This is a genomic window from Cupriavidus neocaledonicus (genome assembly GCF_000372525.1).
Lineage (GTDB): Bacteria > Pseudomonadota > Gammaproteobacteria > Burkholderiales > Burkholderiaceae > Cupriavidus > Cupriavidus neocaledonicus.
The window spans coordinates 1-16,454 of sequence record NZ_AQUR01000053.1 but is presented as its reverse complement, the minus strand read 5'-3'; the positions used below and the strand labels follow the sequence as shown (position 1 = coordinate 16,454).

Sequence of the window (16,454 nt, the reverse complement as noted above, 5' to 3'; positions counted from 1 at the left end):
CGCACCACCGTCTCATGGACCTGCCGACACTTCGATCCGCATTCCTCGCAGTACATTACCTTGCTGACCGGCTTCAGGTACAGCGCCAGCGTACGGCTTTCCCCTTCTGGCCATACCACCAGATCCAGCTTGTAGCCATCCCAGCAGCCCAACGCCTGCAGCGTCTTCCGATCCAGCATCCCGTTCCCTATGACCGTCTTAACGGCCATTAGGATACGGAATGTGGCAAATCAGGCCCCGGAATTCTTCGAAGAACCAATTAATTACCCCTCCGCACGGATCGATAGCACTGTCGGAAAGTGCGAGGACGGCCCGTGACTCGCCATTATTGCCATGGCGAACAAACAGTAGTTACCGCCGTTGTCTTCCTCCCCGGGGCGGCCCCCAATACATTGAAGCAACCCGCAGGGCAACAAAGGGATCCCGCGCAATGCAAGCGCGCGATGCCGAATGCCTCACCCCTGTTTCAGCCTCAATTCCGGAGGACCCGTGGAAGATCACCTGCTGATACTTCATCTGCTGCAGGATTATCTCGATGCCCTGCACAAGGGAGATGCGACATCGCTGTCGGAAGTCTTTGACGCGGACGCCGCTGTCATCGGCATGGTCCGCGGTGAGGCGGTGCACAAGCCGGTAGCGACTTACCTGGATGGCGTCGCAAACCGAAAGAGTCCGCAGGCCCTGGGAGAGCCCTACCGCATGCAGATACTGTCCGTGCAAGTCGTGGGGCATATCGCATCGGCAAACGTCCATGTGCCCCTGCTTGGCAACAACTACTACAACTTTCTCTCGCTGCGGAAGCGGGATGGCCGCTGGTGGATTGTCAACAAGCTCTATGCGCATGTGGACACCTGAAGCGGGCAACGTGCCCAGATGACCAATGCCGGCCATCCGGCCGGAATCACCTGTACCTGACTGGATAGAAACATGGAACTGATTTTCGTCGGCGACCCGATGTGCTCCTGGTGCTATGGCTTTGGCAAGGAGCTTTCCGAACTCACCGCGCGCTTTCCGCAACTGCCTCTGCGCATTGTCGTAGGCGGGCTCCGTGCCGGCGCAACCGATGTGTTGGACGACGCAGGAAAACGGATGCGGCTGCAACACTGGGCGCGCGTGGAGCAGGCCAGCGGCCTGCCGTTCAACCGGCAGGGCCTGCTGGACCGCACTGGCTTTGTCTACGATACCGAGCCCATTTGCCGGGCAGTGGTGACCGCGCGCGACCTCGCGCCGGAGGCCGACCTGCTGGCGGTATTCCGTGCCCTGCAGCATGCCTTCTATGTCGACGCCCTGGACACCACCGATGGCCATGTGCTGGCCGAGGCCGGTTCGAAGGCGTTGTCGCGTCTGGGTGTCGCCGTCAGCGCCGACGCCTTTCTCGCGCGCTGGCAGGCGCCAGAAATCCAGGCGCAGGCTCAGGCGGATTTTGCGCTGGCGAGGTCCTGGAATATCCGCAGCTTTCCGGCACTGCTGCTTCGCATCGGCAACGCGCTGCATAGCATCGCCGATGGTTATTCGTCCGCGGAAATGCTCGAGCGCCACGTGAACGCCGTGTTGGAAGAGACGGCAGCGAGCGCCGGAACCTGACTGGCGCGCTTGCGGACTCCGCCAGCATGTCCGGCGGATCCATTCAGACAGCGGCTCGCGGCTGAATGAATCCAGCTCACGGGCGAGGCTCTGTGCAGCCAGCCGGACCGGCGCGGCACCTTTCTCCGCGTCGCCAGTCCCGGGTTCCGAGCCGATGCGGCCGTCCGGATAGCCGATGCGGCCGTCCGGATAGCCGGTGCGGAAATCCGTCGCTGCGCGGATCGGGCCCGAAGTCGCCCTCTTCTGTGCATAGTCGGGAAAGGCCCACTGGGGGATCGCGATCTCCGCTACTGCCTTGAACGAGTGCTTGCGCGCCGCCGCATGGCGCTCGAACTGCTCGGGCACATCCGGTCGAACAGGAAGCCCACGACAGTCGGTGAGAAATCGCTGCTAGCGGCGGCTTCCGCTAACAGCGAATCGATGTGCGCACTCTTTACCGGAGTACCGTACATCACCTCACCAGGCGCCGCATGTGATAGATCGTCGCAAGCTGGCGATAAGTTAGGCTCACTGATCAGCGGCGAGTTGCGAAACGATCTCGTCCGTTGTGACGATGGAGAGAGCATAGATCGGCACATTGAAGCGCAGCGATGCCTCCATCTCGTCAATCGAGAATGCACCGATCGCGTCACGGACCAGTGTCACTTCATAACCAGTCTCGGCAGCGGAACGAATAGTTCCCTCGATGCAAGTATTCGCTCGCATGCCCACGACGATTACTTTTTGTACCCCGTGCTTCTTGAGCTGGAAAAGCGGGAGCCAACGCTAACGGACGCCCCATGGCTAGCGCGCACGGTCCAGCGACGGGAAGCGCGGCAGCACGTGCGTGGCAATCTCGTCCAGCACGGCCTCGGCCGGGCGGCTGCCATACTTGAGATTGAACAGCACGTGGTTCGCGCCGGCACGTTCGAGCCCCTCCAGATAACGCATCAGCCAACTGCGGCCAAGCCGGTGGCCGCCGTGGATCGGCGTGGGCACGGCATCGGGATCAGCCACCAAGTCGATATGGTATGGCTGAGCAAAGGGCTTGAAGGCGCCGGGCGCGGCGGCCTCGACGCTGGCATGCCATTGGCGAATCCGCTCGGACTGGATGTCGAGCTCCCGCGCATAGGTAATCCACCCGTCGGCCTCGCGCGCAATCCAGTCTGTGGACTGCTGGCTGTTGCCCGTGACAATCAGCGGCACCCGCTTTGACACCGGCTTGGGCACCGGGTCTGCTGAGTGTAGCGTGCCATATGAGCTGCGGATCTGCGGGTAGTTCTGGCCCCAAACGGCGCCCAGGTATTCCACCTGCTCGCGAAACAAGTCCCCGCGCGTCTCATGTTCGACACCAAAGGCCGGAAATTCAACAGCTCGGTCGCCGGATGCAACGCCCAGCACGAGGCGGCCGCCGGTAAATTGGTCGATACTGGCCGCCGCCTTGGCAGTGTGCAGGGGATGGCGCAACGGCAAAACGACGGCAGCCGTGAACAGGGCGATCGCTTCCGTCTGGCCAGCTACATACCCAAGCCAGGCCCAGGGATCATAGATTTGCCCCAGGTCGCCAAAGCCGGGATCGCGCAGCGGCACATCGCGCACGCCGAGCGCGGCGAAACCGGCTTGCTCGACACCACGCGCAAGGCGAATCTGATCGCGCATGCTCGGAGCATCGCCAGGGTACGACTCGATCGCGAATAGTACGCCAAGCGTAAGCCGGCCCGGGGCGAACATGCGTGCGAAGCCGGGATTGCGCTGCGGCGCATGCGGGGACGGCGTCAGCATGATGGCCCCTGGGGGAACGGCGCAATCAGGGCCGGGCGCCCCAGGCAGGTGTATGGAATTTCGATCAGTTCGGCTGCTTCGAGCGTGAGGTTCCGGGGGAACTCGTCAGCCCAATGATCTGCGCTGTCGCTTACGTTTGGCAAGGCGAAACGGCGGTATGTGTCTGGCTTCATGGCATGGCCCATCAAGGATCAGTAACCGCGAGACATCTGCCACGCGGGATGCCTTGAATTCTGGACAACTGCAGCCACAAGATCATTGGGGCTCACCGCATTTCACTTGTTCCGCCGCATTCACAGTGTGTAACTGCCTGGAGAGCGCTGACGCGTCCTGAGCCGCTCAGTAATCAGCGAGCGTACCGGCCGATTTTCGACGGCTTGGCCTCCCCGATACCCAATACGTCACCATCATTGCTCTCCGCCGGGACACCGATTTCGTCGGCAACAAAATGAGTGCCCCGGGCCTTCGTGGTTGGTCAGGTGGCTTGCCTGGAGAACGGCTCAGCTACATCGTCGGCCGCAACACTGTCCATGCGAGCCCATGCGATGTTTCGCGTTATCAGAATCAATAGCCCGACAGAAACCGCTCCAAAGCCAGCGATGAGTTGCATGCCGCCGGCAAAGCTTCCCGTCATATCCTTGATGGCGCCCACCGCATAGGAATCGACGAAACCCGAGAGGTTGCCCAGTGAGTTGATGATTGCAATACCCGCGGCCACTGAGCTGACGGGAAGCACGGCCGAAGGCAGTGTCCAGAAGATCGGAAGCGCAGAGAATATCCCGAATGCCGCGACCGAAAGGAGCACAAGCCGGAGTGCGGGCGGCTCGACGAGCGTGGAGCCCGTCAGCCCGATCACGGTCAGAACGAGCGGCAACAGCAGGTGAAAACGACGTTCGCGCAAGCGATCCGACCGGCGGCCCCACCAAATCATCCCGATTGCGGCGATGCCGAAGGGGATCGCGGTAACGAAACCTGTTTGCCCAACGGAGACCCCGAATTCCTTCACGATTTGCGGCAGGAAGAAGCTCATCCCATAGTTGAGACCGACAACGCCGAAGTACACAACCCCCAGAACCAGCACCAGAGGATTGAGGAGAAGTTTCCACGCACCTTCGTGATTAGTGGGGGCCTTCACTGCATCGGCAGCCAGCGTGCGGCTCAGCCAGTCCCGCTCCGCATCCGTCAGCCACTCTGCCTGCGCCGGGCTATCGCGAAGGACGTGGAGAACCATTGGGGCCAGCAAAATTGCCGGCAGTGCTTCGACGAGAAACATCCATTGCCACCCGTGCAGGCCGCCAATGCCATCGAGCTGCATCAACATCCCGGATAGCGGGCCGCCGATCACGCTGGCGACAGGCATTGCAAGCAGGAAGCTTGCGGTGATGCGACCTCGTGCCGCCGCCGGAACCCAAAGTGATAAGAAGAACACGATGCCGGGAAAGAAGCCTGCTTCAGCGGCGCCGAGAAGAAAACGGAGCGCGTAAAAGGATTTTTCGCCTTGCACGAACACCATCGCGGCGGACAACACTCCCCAACTCAACATGATCCGGGCGATCCATCGCCGTGCGCCATAACGTTCGAGCAAGAGGTTTGACGGCAGTTCGAGGGCAAAGTATGTGAGAAAGAATATGCCGGCACCAATGCCAAATGCGGTGGACGACAGACCAAGCTCGTTGTTCATGGTAAGCGCGGCGAAGCCGACGTTCACCCGGTCCAGCCAGGCCGCGACAAAGCATGTAAAAAGCAGTGGGATGAAGCGCCGGTTTATCTTTCTCAACGCCGACGCGGCGAGTTGCTGATCTTGCATGATTATCTCCGTACAACTGTTTTTTGCACCAGGTCGCCATGCAGGTAGTGACGCGGGGTGCGATAGTGGCGAGCGACAGGTTCAGATCCATTGACCCTGCCAGCGAGCTGCGAAACCGGTCCGCGAGGACCGCCGTCGACCCATGTTCTCGACAGGAAACGTGCCGCTAATCGGCGCTGTACCGCTGCACGCCCTCCTCCGACCATTCAAGCCCGAGGCCAGGCCTGTTGGGAGGGGCGATGTTCCCATTCGAAATCTGCAGCGGTTCCTTGAGGATCGTATCGGCCCAGCTGACGTATTCGAGCCAGTGCGCTGTCGGCGTTGCGGCCAGCAAGTGCACACTGATCTCGGGGAACAGATGTGAAGAGATTGGGATGCCGCGCGCGGCTGCCATCGCGGCGCCGCGTTGCCATCCGGTGATGCCGCCGATGCGGGCTATGTCCAGCATGAAATAGTCGGCAGCCTTGACCGCCATTGCGTCGTAGACCGCCTCCGGACCGTCGAAGTTTTCGCCGATCTGGATCGGGGTTGCCAGTTCGCTGGCAATGGCCGCATACCCTTGCAGGTCATTGTGACGAATCTGCTCTTCGAGCCAGTAGATATTCAGATCTTTCAAATCGAGCCCGCGCCGGATTGCATCGGGAACCGTCAATGCCTGGTTGTAGTCGACCATCAGCTCGACGCCCTTGCCAATGGCGGCGCGCACGGCTGTTGCAACTTGCAGGTCCGTTTCGCGATCCGGATGACCGAGACGCAGTTTCACCGCATGGAAGCCCGGCTGCAGCAGCTGCACGGCTTCTTCCGCCGCTTTGTCTGCGGGCATCAATCCGAGCCCATCGCTGTTATAGGCAGGTATCGGCTCCAGGCTGCCGCCGAGGTACTCCGCGAGCGGCATGTTGGCGGCGATTGCCGACGCATCCCACAACGCGATATCGATGGCAGCCAATGCCATGCGTACGATGCCGGACACACCGAGCAACGCATATCGTCGCGCCAATAGGGCGCTGATCTTCGCCGGCGAAGCCGGCATTCCGGAAATCAGATCCGCTGCTTCGTGCAAGACTTCTGAGATGGCCTTGGCCCCGCTTTCGCGGTAGCAGAAAAGATATGCGCGACCGACGACCCCTTCTTTGGTTTCCATGTCCACCAGCAGCAGCGGTGCGGAAGTCATTGCGGCTGCGCTGGTCCCCAAGGGGAAACGCATGGGCACTTTCACAAAGCGCGTACGTACGCCGGAAATGTGCAAGGCGGATTGATAGTCTGGGACATGGTGAGCCGACACGGCGTTCTCCTGGCATTGGCGTGCAGTAGACTCTGCGGCCCGCTGCATCTGGTGGTGCAATCAACTCGGCAGCCCCGCGGACTGCCACGGACAGGTATTCAATGGACGCGATAGGCGTGAATCACGTTCTCGTCCGGCTCGAGTCCGAGCCCGGCGCCCTGCGGCACGGCAATTGCGCCGTTCTTCGGGATGATTGCGTCGCCATAGAGTTGAGCCTCGAGGTCGAAGTAGCGCCACTCGACCAGCGCGCCAGGGCCTCCCAACGCCGCGCTTGCGTGCACGCTTGCGAGAAGGCCGGGACCGTCGTAGAAGGTATGCACCATCACGGTAACGTTGTTGGCGTTGGCCAGCGCGAACACCTTCTTTAGCTCGGTGATGCCACCCATTTTCGCGGGGCTAGGCTGGACGAAATCGACCGCCTTCGCTTCGAGAAGATGCTGAAAATCCATCAGCGTCGAAGCGTTCTCGCCGGCCGCAATCGGAATGCCGCCCTCCTGCCGGACGCGCGCGAGCCCTGAATAGTTCTCCGGCGGCCACACCGGTTCTTCCAGCCACCGGAGATTGAACGGCCGCAGCTTCTCGGTCATGTCGAGTGCTTCGCGCACGGACCACGGGCAGTTGACGTCAAGCGTGATCTCGATGTCGTCTCCGGCCGCTTCGCGAACGGCACGGACGCAGTCGACATCGATCTCATGCAGCTTCAGATGCCGAAAGCCGGCTTCCACGGCCCGTACGACGTTCTCTCTGACCAGCCCCGGATCCGAGTAGCGGATGAGACTGGCATAGCATGGAAGAGAATCCGCGACGCCGCCGCCCAGAAGCTGATGCACGGGCTTGTTCGATACTCTCCCCGCGATGTCCCACAGCGCGATATCGATTGCCGAGAGCCCATGGATAAAGGGGCCGCTGCGCCCGAAGATATGGAACTTCCTCTGCATATCGAGCATCAGCCTGTCGAGCACAGCGGCATCGCGGCCGATGATTTCCGGCGCCAGTATCGTGTCGATGACAAGCTTGACGACAGGGACTGCGGTAAAGCCGAAGGTCTCGCCCCAACCGACGACACCTGTATCCGTTGTGACTTTGACGATCAGCGAGTCGACGGTTTGCAGGTTGGCTCCGCCCCAGACTGCCTCATCCGATCGGCCCCCTGCGGTAAACGGGATTCGCAGTGGAATGGACTCTACTTTGGCGATCTTCATTCGATTCACTTCCTCATATTCACGTCTGTGGTCATGGGGGGACGGAGCGACGGTACTCATTGATGGCGTCGATTCGGGTTCATACCTCCGTCGTCATGAGACGATAATATTGGACATGTAGTTGTCCTTCAAGCGAACAACTGAATTTTCGACCTATCGTTTACCCGAACGGAAAACCGAGTGGCTATTGGAGGGCTTCGCTGCCGTTTGATGCGGTTTTCGGGCCAATTCAGCGTTTTAGTGACGCGAGTGCCACAAATGCTCAATTAATAGGTTCGACAAGAACCATGACGGATCGTACCGTTGTTGGACAACAGATTGTCCGGGGATGCTGGCAGGACTACAATGCACGTCCAGTTCCCCGAAGCCCAAGAGTCTTTTGTCATGAGCGAAATGAATGTCTCGCCCGTCACGCGCCGGCCACATCTTGCCGAGCACATTGCGCGCTCCATCGAAGCCGAAATTACTTCGGGACGGTTGCAGCAAGGAGACCGCCTCCCGACCGAGCATCTCCTGTCGGAGAACTTCGGAGTCAGCCGCAATGTCGTGCGAGAGGCCATTGCGAGTCTGCGCGCACGAGGACTGATCGAGTCCCGCCAAGGCGTGGGAGCTTTTGTGACCATTCGCGAAAGCGATCCCACACCGCACGCTTCAAGTTCGATTAACCCGCTGCAGGGAGACGCGAACGTCCGCAATATGTTCGAAGTCAGGGCGGCACTCGAAAGCCAAGCCGCCGCATTGGCGGCGATTAACATGACGCCGGAGCAACTGGAACCGATCAAGTCCGCTGTGGAGCGCATGCGAAACCTTGAAGCACCAACGGCTGAAACAGTGAACGCTGATCTGGACTTCCATCGTGCCGTAGCAGCGGCTTCCGGCAACAGCTATCTGGCGACCATGATCACAACGGTGTTGGAGCCGATGAGACTGTTGATTGCGGCCACGTTTTCGCGGCCTGGCCCAGTCTTCGGCAAGATGCCCCATGCCGCGCGCCACGAGCATGAAGTCATCCTCGATGCCTTGATCGAGAAGAACGCGAAGGCCGCCCGCGACGCAATGGGAAGACACATTGTGAATGCTGCCTCGCGCTTCGGCTACGACATCACACTGATCTAGGCGCGCTGCGTTGCACGCCCGCCCCCTGGCCGGGTCGCCCGCAATGGCGCGACCCGAGCTTCTGTTGCAGAGCGCTATGGCCGATGGCGGTCACAATTTCCGCCAATAATGCGTCGGCGGCGGCTACCTGCCGCCCTGCGCAAACATCGGCATGTCCCGCAGGATATGTTCGAGCAGCTTGAGCGCCGCGGCCGGTAACGGCCGCCCGACCTTGGCCAGCAAGCGCGCATGGGTGCCCCGGAACAGCGGATGATCGATCGGCACCACCGTGAGCGTTCCGGCAGCGATTTCGCGATACGCGGCAAACTCGCCGCCGATCAGCGTCATGTAGTTTTCGTAGGCAACGAACTGCTTGAGCGCAGTCAGTGAATTGGTCACCAGCGTCGGCCGGATCCTGATGTTCTCCGCGAATTCGAGCATCCTGGCCGCGTGCCCGACACCGAATGACGCCGGCATCATGGCCAGCGGCCAGGACAAGATGTCCTGGATGCTGGCCGCGCCGCCACGCAATGCCAGCGGATGGTCGGGCCGCACCAGCAGGCCCACCGGCTGCGACGAGCTCGCCAGATACTCGATGCGCGGATGCGGCGGCGGATTGAAGGCAAGTCCGATGTGCGCGCGACTTTCGGCCACGGCATCGAGCACCTGATCGACGCCGAGGATCTCCATGCTGATGTCGAGCAGCGGGTACTGCGCGCAGAACGGCGCGAGCACTTCATTGACCAGTGCATCGACATACCCCTCGCTCAGGACCACCTGGACCTGCCCTGCTGCAGGCCCTTAAGGGCATGGAGCTGGTCCTCGAGCTTCTCCTGATGTGACCGGTAGCCGCGCCAGAACTCCAGCAGGTGCGCGGCGGCCTCGGTCGGCCTGACGCCACGTGCCTGTCTCTCGAACAGTGCCGTGCCAAGTTCGTCCTCGAGCAGCCGGATCTGCCGGGTGATCACCGAGGGCGAAGTGTTGAGATTCTCTGCGGCGCCCCGAATGGTGCCCTGCTCGAGCACTTCGCGGAAGTAGCGCAGCCGCTGCTGATTGATTTCACGCATGTCGAAACATCCAGACCGATGACAGATTCACACCATATCCGATGCGTTGCCTAAAAGGCAACGAAGCGTGTCCATGGTTGCTGTTGGAGATTGCCGTTGTCGCTGCCACTATCCGGTCCACCAACGCTGTACCCACATAAACATTGGAGGCTCGCATGCTGGCGATCCCGAGCGAAAGCGCAGTAGACGGCACCTCAACCCTGTACACATCGAGGGTCCGGCGGCCGCAGGCGGCATCGCACTGATCAACACGATCGGGCTATCGGGCGGCTTCTGGAGCCCGGCCATCATCGGATGGGCCAAGACCGCAACCAGCAACCTTCACCTCGCGCGCACCGGTCGAACTGGCCGTCCAGTCCCTGGTGCGGGAACTCGAAGCCTTCGGCCGCGAGCCGATACCGGAATGAAACCGGTCCGCCCGCAACACGTGACCCGCGATGACGCCTCGTCGCGCCAGCTATCTTGCCCTCCATCGACAGACATCATGCCATTACACGATATCGACCAGAGACTGACAGCACTCGACATCCAGCTGTCCCCCGCAGGCGCGCCGGCTGCCGCCTACGTAATGAGCGCGCAGAGCGGCAATCTTGTCTACCTGTCCGGCCACATTGCGAAGAGGAATGGCCATGTGTGGGCCGGCAAGCTCGGTGCCACGATGTCGACGGACGAGGGACGCGCCGCGGCGCGCGGGGTCGCGATCGATCTGCTGTCGACGCTACAGGCCCACACCGGCGATCTGAATCGCGTCAAACGCATCGTCAAGGTGATGAGCCTGGTCAATTCAACGCCTGACTTCACCGAGCAGCATCTGGTCACCAACGGCGCATCGGAGCTGTTCGTCGAGGTGTTTGGCGATGCCGGCAAGCATGCGCGATCGGCATTCGGTGTCGCACAGATTCCGCTCGGGGCCTGCGTGGAGATCGAAGTCTGCGTCGAACTGGACTGAGCTTCAGATCCAACCAGACATTGCGCGCGGACGAACGCTCAAGGTTCTCCAGCGCGCCAACCCGTTGCACATCCGAAGCAACACAACCAGGCAAGCGGCCAGATGAACGCCCCCACTTCTTCCTCCTCACTTACCTCCGTCGGTCCCCGCATCAACAGCCAGCGGCTCTGGGAACATGTCTGCACCATGGCAAGGATCGGCGCCACGGCCAAAGGCGGTGTCAACCGCCAGGCGCTCACCGCGGAAGACACCCAGGGCAAGATGTTGTTGCTCCAGTGGGCATCCGCAAGAGGCTATCAGACCTCGATTGACCCGATCGGCAACCTGTTCATCCGGCGCCCCGGAAGGAATCCGGGTCTCAGCCCGGTACTGACGGGTTCGCATCTCGACTCCCAACCGACCGGAGGCAGGTTCGACGGTGTCTACGGCGTGCTTGCAGGTTTCGAGGTACTCGAGACGCTCGACGATCACGGCATGGAGACCGAACGCCCGATCGAACTCGTTGTGTGGATGAACGAGGAAGGCTCGCGTTTCCCGCCACCCACGATGGGCTCCGCTGTTGCGGCCGGCGCGCTGTCGCTGGCCGAGGCACTGGCGATCAAGGACATCACCGGGATCGATGTGGAAAGCGCATTGAAGGCCCAGATCGCCGAGTTACCGGCCCTTGAGAAGCGCGCGCTTGGCATGAACGGCTTTGCCTATATCGAAGCCCACATCGAGCAAGGTCCCGTCCTCGAGAACGAGGCGTGTGATGTGGGCATCGTCACGGGCATTCAGGGACTTCATGCCTATGAGATCCAGCTGCTGGGCGCCGAGGCCCACGCGGGCACGACGCCGCTGCGGCATCGCAAGGATGCGTTGGTGGCTGCCACCACGCTCATCGGATCCATTCGTGCCGCGATCAACGACCCCGAGGATATCCTTCGCTTCACCGTCGGAAGGCTGGAGGTATATCCGGGATCGCCCAACACCGTGCCAGGCAGGGTGACATTCAATATCGATCTGCGGCATCCCGACCCCGATTTCCTCCTGCGTGCCGGCGAGACGATCCTTCAACTCTGCGCCGGCGAGATCGAGGGCTGCCCGGTGTCGGCGAAAGCGCTGTTGAGGTCCACGCCGATAACGTTTGACGACCGCGTGGTGGCAACCGTGCGCAAGGCTGCCGTCGGCCGGGCCATGAAATTCCGGGACATCGTTTCCGGCGCGACCCACGACGCCAAGTTCACCGCACAACATATTCCCACCGGGATGATCTTCGTGCCTTGCGAAAAGGGCATCAGCCACAACGAGGCCGAGAACGCGCGCGAAGCCGATGTCGCGGCCGGGGCGCAGGTCCTCTGCGACGCCATGCTCGCGATCATGTCCGAACGCCTATAAGGAGTTCCTGCTGCCACATCGGTGCCTGACCAACCGCACGCGGGCAGCCATTGGTCGCGCGGCCACCGGTTGCCACGCAATGATCCCAGAGCCATTCCGGGCACGGATGCCGGGCGCCGATGCGCGCCGTAGGACGACATATACACCAATCAAAGGAGATACCTGTGTTGCAGAAGGACCAAATTCCAGGGGGCGGGACGGATATTGCGTCGCTCTATCGAAAGGTAGACATACGCCTGCTGCCGCTGCTGTTCATTGGCTTCATGTTCGCCTATCTGGACAGGGTCAACGTAGGCTTTGCAAAACTCCAGATGCAGAGCGACCTCGGCTTCTCCGATGCCGCCTACGGCATCGGGGCAGGAATATTCTTCGTGGGCTATGTCCTGTTCGAGTTGCCCAGCAATCTGTTGCTGCCCAGAGTTGGCGCCCGGCGTACCTTCAGCCGCATCATGGTCCTCTGGGGCATCGCCTCGATGTGCATGGTGTTCGTCAACAGCGTCCCGCTGTTCTATGTCTTGCGCTTTCTGCTTGGCGTTTTCGAAGCCGGCTTCGCGCCGGGCGTCCTGTTCTACCTGTCGCGCTGGTATGGCCCGAGCCGCATCGCCGGCGCGATTTCGCTGGTTTGGCTTGCGGGCCCGTTCAGCGGCATCGTTGGCGGGCCGCTGTCGGCGTGGATCATGACGGCTTTCGCCGGTACGGCCAACCTCGCCGGGTGGCAATGGATGTTTCTCATCGAAGGCGCCCCCACCCTCCTGCTTGGCGTCGCGGCCTACTTCCTGCTGGTCGATGGTCCATCCAGTGCAAAATGGCTCAACGACACGGAGAAACGCGCGCTGGCCGCGGAAACCAACACGGCTGCAGACCGGCGGCACGAATCGTTTCTCATGGTATTGCGCGATCCCAAGGTGTATATCCTGGCGATAGCCTATCTGTGCATCATCGCGCCGATCTACGCCTTGAGCTTCTGGCTGCCGACGATCATCAAATCCGCCGGTGTCACCAGCACACAGACCCTCGGCTGGTATGCGGCCATTCCCTACGTGGCGGCGGCGTTTGCCATTTTCTTTGGCGGCCGCAGTTCGGACAGGCGTCAGGAGCGCCGCTTCCATATCGCCGTGCCGGCTGCCATAAGTAGTCTTTGCTTCGTTGGCTGGTACCTCGCCGACGGCAATCTCGCCGTGACACTGGTATGCGTGACCGTCGCGACCGGGCTGATGTGGATGGCCAACATCGTCTTCTGGGCGGTTCCGCCCGCGTACATCAAGGGCGACGCACGAGCGGGGGCCATTGCCCTGATCAATACGATTGGCCTGTCTGGCGGCTTCTTCGGCCCCAGCATCATCGGTTGGTCGAAATCCGTGACCGGCAGCATCTACCCCGGCTTCCTGCTGATGGCAGCGATGTTGCTGATGTGTGCATTCATCGTTCTGTTCCTGCGCTTGAAACCCACAGCCAACACGGTACTTGGCCACGAGCCCATGCCGGCCAGCGTGCGTCAAGCGAAGTAGTCGTCTGAGGCCGGAGATCGCGCGGGCCAGCAGGCCTCCATATGAGGTAACCCGGACCGTGCGGTCCGGGACAAACGTCCTGCGTTGGCTGCGGTCCGACCAGACTGGTGCGCAACCCTTGCGATGCGCGCCCGCCCGATGCCCCTGAAAGAGAACGCCAAATGAAGCTCTCCGAATACGCCGCCCTGGATGGCATGGCGCTGCATCACCTCATCTCCACGCGGGAGGTGACCGCGATGGAAGTGGGGCAAGCCGCATTGGCTGCCATCGAGGCAGTCAATCCCCAGGTCAACGCCGTGCTCGATTCCTGGCCTGAAGAGGTAGAGACACGGTCAGCCGGCATTGTGAGCGCCGATCCGAGCCCGCTTGGCGGCGTGCCGTTTCTCCTCAAGGATCTCGGCGTCACCATGCGGGGACGTAGGAGCGAAATGTGCAGCCGTCTGGCGTCGGGAACCGTCGCTAAGGAAGACTCGTACCTGATGACGCGCTTCCATCAGGCAGGCCTGATCACGCTTGGGCGAACATCCATGCCGGAACTGGCAGTCAGCACGACGACGGAACCGGTGCTGTACGGTCCGACGCGGAATCCCTGGAGTCTGAACCATGGCGCTGGCGGATCGAGCGGTGGTGCGGGAGCGGCGGTTGCCGCCGGCATCGTTCCCATTGCGCATGCCACGGACGGAGGCGGATCGATACGGGTACCGGCCTCCTGCAATGGGCTCTTCGGTCTGAAGCCGACGCGGGGGCGCGTATCGAACGGGCCCCACGTGGACGAGGTATGGAATGGCCTGGGCGTCCATTTTGCCGTGAGCCGAACCGTGCGGGACAGTGCGGCACTGCTGGATGCCATCCACGGCGGCGGCGTGGGCGAGCCCTACTGTATTGCGCCACCCAAAGCCAGCTATCTGTCGGAGATCCGGCAGCAGCCGGGAACCCTGAAGATCGGGTTCATGCGGGATCCATTCAGTGCCGCGCGTACCGACCCGGCTGTTGCTGACGCCTTGAACAAGGTGGCCAGGGCACTTGAGTCCCTGGGTCATCATGTCCATGAGGTAGCGCCAGATCTGGGGGTGAGCTGGGACGCCTTTGTGCATTGCAACGCGCAGATCTGGGCCGCCAACGCGGCGCTCCGGATCAACGCGCTTGCCGCGGCCACCGGACGAACGGTCGATGATAAACACCTTGAGCCTGCAACGCTCGCGCTCTATCGATACGGCATGGAGATTGGCGCCGTAGAACTCCTGTCTGCATTGCAGGTCAGGAATACGGTCACACGGGCGCTGGGGCGGTTCTTCGGCGACTACGACATTCTGCTGACGCCGACGCTACCCGGACTTCCGCCTCGGATTGGCGAATACAATGTGGTCGAAACATCCGTCGATGGGCTCGGCTGGATCGCGCACGTTTTTAGCCAGTCACCGTTTACCGCGCTCTCGAACGTGACCGGAACGCCAGCAATGTCGGTGCCGCTCTCCGTCGACCCGCAAGCGGGTCTGCCGATCGGGTCGCATTTCATGTGTGGCTTCGGACGGGAGGACACACTGTTCCGTCTGGCCGCACAACTGGAAGCGGCATGTCCCTGGAACGAGCGGCGGCCACCGGTATGGGCAGGGTCAGTCGTCAGCGGGTTGCCGAAGTCGTAGCAGCCATCTCGAGCCGAAGCTGAATCCGCCTCAGATATTCGTGAACACTACCTCTTTCGGCAGACGCGACTTCGGCAGTCCGGCATTGAAGTCCTGTTCGCTGCGGCGACCCAGGGACACCAGTACGACGCTGGTGAGGCCACGCTCGCGCAGATTGAGTGCCGCATCCAGCGCCGACGCGTCGAAGCCCTCCATCGGCGTCGCATCGATCCCCAGCATGCCAGCGCCCAGCAGCAGACCACCAAGGGCAAGGTAGACCTGTTTTTCCATCCATTGCGGCACATCGCGCAGCGCGTAGCGATGCAAGTCCACATACGAACGCCGGGACTTGTCCTGGCCTTCGCGGGCGCCTTCGACTTTGAACCGTCCGTCGCTTTCCTCCTGCGCCAGGATGGCGCGAAGGTGCGCTTCGTCCAGGTCGGCACGCATGCACAGCGCGATCACATGCGAAGCATCGACGATCTTCGGATGGTTGTAGGAAAACGTGCCAGTGGCCGCCTTGGCGATCGTCTCGCGCCCTTCTGGGGTCGACGCCACCACGAAGTGCCACGGCTGCGAGTTCACCGACGACGGGCTGTTGTGCAGCCACGCCAGCAGCATGTCGACCTGTTCCTGGGGCAAGGTTTTACCGCTTTCGTAAGCCTTGACGGTATGGCGGGAAAGTACGGCGTCAGTGAAATTCATGTTCTGCTCCAGTTCATGGTTCGGGAAATACGGGAATTCGTTCAACTGCGAGTGCGTGCCGTCCGGCTAGTGCGGCCCGGACTGCTTTGGCATTTTCGTCACTGCGGCGTTGTCGAAAAACTGGGAAAATCGAGCAAGACTTTCACTAAATGAGTGAAAATGATCAGACTCGACGATCTGCAACTGTTTTTGCGAACCGCAGCGCTTGGCAGCTTCTCGAACGCCGCTCGCGAGGCCGACCTGCTGCCCGGACAGGTCAGCGCAGCCATCCAGCGCCTGGAGAAAGAGCTCGACATCCGGCTGTTCGCACGGTCCACTCGCAGCCTGCGGCTCACTGCCGAGGGCGAACAGTACCTGCCGTATGCGGACGAAGTGCTGGCCAAGCTCAAGGAAGGCCGGGACCGCCTGCACGGCGAACAGCGTGCATTACAGGGCACGCTGAAGATCGCCGCCCCGTCAGACCTTGGCCGCAATATCCTGCTGCCGCTGCTGACC

General features: G+C 61.6%; 13 protein-coding genes and 3 pseudogenes. 8 read left to right on the top strand and 8 right to left on the bottom strand.

Annotated elements, in window-relative coordinates:
* Window positions 1–179: pseudogene (locus A3AG_RS33835) on the bottom strand (ISL3 family transposase); the annotation flags it as partial.
* A gap of 310 nt (window positions 180–489) precedes the next feature.
* Here A3AG_RS33835 and A3AG_RS0101115 point away from each other — a divergent pair.
* Both A3AG_RS0101115 and A3AG_RS0101110 read left to right on the top strand, forming a co-directional pair.
* Window positions 490–855 (top strand): nuclear transport factor 2 family protein, encoded by a 366-nt coding sequence (locus tag A3AG_RS0101115; RefSeq protein ID WP_018003766.1) that lies wholly within the window; start codon window positions 490–492, stop codon window positions 853–855.
* Window positions 856–927: 72 nt separating this feature from the next.
* Window positions 928–1,584, top strand: a complete 657-nt coding sequence (locus A3AG_RS0101110) for a DsbA family protein (protein WP_018003765.1) — start codon at window positions 928–930, stop codon at window positions 1,582–1,584.
* A gap of 507 nt (window positions 1,585–2,091) precedes the next feature.
* Here the strand turns inward: A3AG_RS0101110 and A3AG_RS32770 are convergent.
* From A3AG_RS32770 to A3AG_RS0101085, 5 genes and pseudogenes are all read right to left on the bottom strand, one after another.
* Window positions 2,092–2,319: pseudogene (locus A3AG_RS32770) on the bottom strand (cysteine hydrolase family protein); the annotation flags it as partial.
* Between the two features lie 48 nt (window positions 2,320–2,367).
* Window positions 2,368–3,345: an LLM class oxidoreductase gene (locus tag A3AG_RS0101100; RefSeq protein ID WP_018003763.1), complete on the bottom strand. Its 978-nt coding sequence runs from the start codon at window positions 3,343–3,345 to the stop codon at window positions 2,368–2,370.
* 475 nt (window positions 3,346–3,820) lie between these two features.
* Window positions 3,821–5,152 carry an MFS transporter gene (locus tag A3AG_RS0101095; protein ID WP_018003762.1) on the bottom strand — a complete coding sequence of 444 codons (1,332 nt, stop codon included), beginning with the start codon at window positions 5,150–5,152 and terminating at the stop codon, window positions 3,821–3,823.
* Window positions 5,153–5,318: 166 nt separating this feature from the next.
* Window positions 5,319–6,434, bottom strand: a complete 1,116-nt coding sequence (locus tag A3AG_RS0101090; protein WP_338084138.1) for an enolase C-terminal domain-like protein — start codon at window positions 6,432–6,434, stop codon at window positions 5,319–5,321.
* Window positions 6,435–6,532: 98 nt separating this feature from the next.
* The gene (locus A3AG_RS0101085; protein WP_018003760.1) at window positions 6,533–7,636 is read right to left on the bottom strand and encodes a mandelate racemase/muconate lactonizing enzyme family protein; all 1,104 of its coding nucleotides are present in this window, start codon (window positions 7,634–7,636) and stop codon (window positions 6,533–6,535) included.
* Between the two features lie 384 nt (window positions 7,637–8,020).
* Here A3AG_RS0101085 and A3AG_RS0101080 point away from each other — a divergent pair, with 384 nt between their 5' ends.
* Window positions 8,021–8,752, top strand: a complete 732-nt coding sequence (locus A3AG_RS0101080; RefSeq protein ID WP_026163858.1) for a FadR/GntR family transcriptional regulator — start codon at window positions 8,021–8,023, stop codon at window positions 8,750–8,752.
* Window positions 8,753–8,875: 123 nt separating this feature from the next.
* On the opposite strand, the pseudogene A3AG_RS31145 reads toward A3AG_RS0101080, so the two are convergent.
* Window positions 8,876–9,798, bottom strand: a pseudogene (locus A3AG_RS31145) (LysR family transcriptional regulator).
* 484 nt (window positions 9,799–10,282) lie between these two features.
* On the opposite strand from A3AG_RS31145, the gene A3AG_RS0101070 reads away from it, so the two are divergent.
* From A3AG_RS0101070 to A3AG_RS0101055, 4 genes are all read left to right on the top strand, one after another.
* On the top strand, window positions 10,283–10,747 hold the full coding sequence (locus A3AG_RS0101070; RefSeq protein WP_026163857.1) for a RidA family protein: 465 nt from the start codon (window positions 10,283–10,285) through the stop codon (window positions 10,745–10,747).
* Window positions 10,748–10,849: 102 nt separating this feature from the next.
* Window positions 10,850–12,124, top strand: coding sequence for a M20 family metallo-hydrolase (locus tag A3AG_RS0101065; protein WP_018003757.1), 1,275 nt, complete (start codon window positions 10,850–10,852; stop codon window positions 12,122–12,124).
* A gap of 164 nt (window positions 12,125–12,288) precedes the next feature.
* On the top strand, window positions 12,289–13,632 hold the full coding sequence (locus A3AG_RS0101060; RefSeq protein ID WP_018003756.1) for an MFS transporter: 1,344 nt from the start codon (window positions 12,289–12,291) through the stop codon (window positions 13,630–13,632).
* A gap of 161 nt (window positions 13,633–13,793) precedes the next feature.
* Entirely contained in the window at window positions 13,794–15,275 is a 1,482-nt protein-coding gene (locus A3AG_RS0101055; RefSeq protein WP_026163856.1) for an amidase, read from the top strand.
* A gap of 30 nt (window positions 15,276–15,305) precedes the next feature.
* Here A3AG_RS0101055 and nfsB read toward each other — a convergent pair whose 3' ends face one another.
* Entirely contained in the window at window positions 15,306–15,959 is a 654-nt protein-coding gene (nfsB, locus tag A3AG_RS0101050) for an oxygen-insensitive NAD(P)H nitroreductase (RefSeq protein ID WP_026163855.1), read from the bottom strand.
* Between the two features lie 159 nt (window positions 15,960–16,118).
* On the opposite strand from nfsB, the gene A3AG_RS0101045 reads away from it, so the two are divergent.
* A partial coding sequence (locus A3AG_RS0101045) for a LysR family transcriptional regulator (RefSeq protein WP_018003754.1) occupies window positions 16,119–16,454 on the top strand: 336 nt, incomplete at its 3' end.

Excerpts from the sequence above, each read along its gene's own strand:
- A3AG_RS0101110 (WP_018003765.1), top strand. The coding sequence starts at position 928 with ATGGAACTGATTTTCGTCGGCGACCCGATGTGCTCCTGGTGCTATGGC.
- A3AG_RS0101100 (WP_018003763.1), bottom strand. The coding sequence starts at position 3,345 with ATGCTGACGCCGTCCCCGCATGCGCCGCAGCGCAATCCCGGCTTCGCA.
- A3AG_RS0101095 (WP_018003762.1), bottom strand. The coding sequence starts at position 5,152 with ATGCAAGATCAGCAACTCGCCGCGTCGGCGTTGAGAAAGATAAACCGG.
- A3AG_RS0101085 (WP_018003760.1), bottom strand. The coding sequence starts at position 7,636 with ATGAAGATCGCCAAAGTAGAGTCCATTCCACTGCGAATCCCGTTTACC.
- A3AG_RS0101080 (WP_026163858.1), top strand. The coding sequence starts at position 8,021 with ATGAGCGAAATGAATGTCTCGCCCGTCACGCGCCGGCCACATCTTGCC.
- A3AG_RS0101070 (WP_026163857.1), top strand. The coding sequence starts at position 10,283 with ATGCCATTACACGATATCGACCAGAGACTGACAGCACTCGACATCCAG.
- A3AG_RS0101065 (WP_018003757.1), top strand. The coding sequence starts at position 10,850 with ATGAACGCCCCCACTTCTTCCTCCTCACTTACCTCCGTCGGTCCCCGC.
- A3AG_RS0101055 (WP_026163856.1), top strand. The coding sequence starts at position 13,794 with ATGAAGCTCTCCGAATACGCCGCCCTGGATGGCATGGCGCTGCATCAC.
- nfsB (WP_026163855.1), bottom strand. The coding sequence starts at position 15,959 with ATGAATTTCACTGACGCCGTACTTTCCCGCCATACCGTCAAGGCTTAC.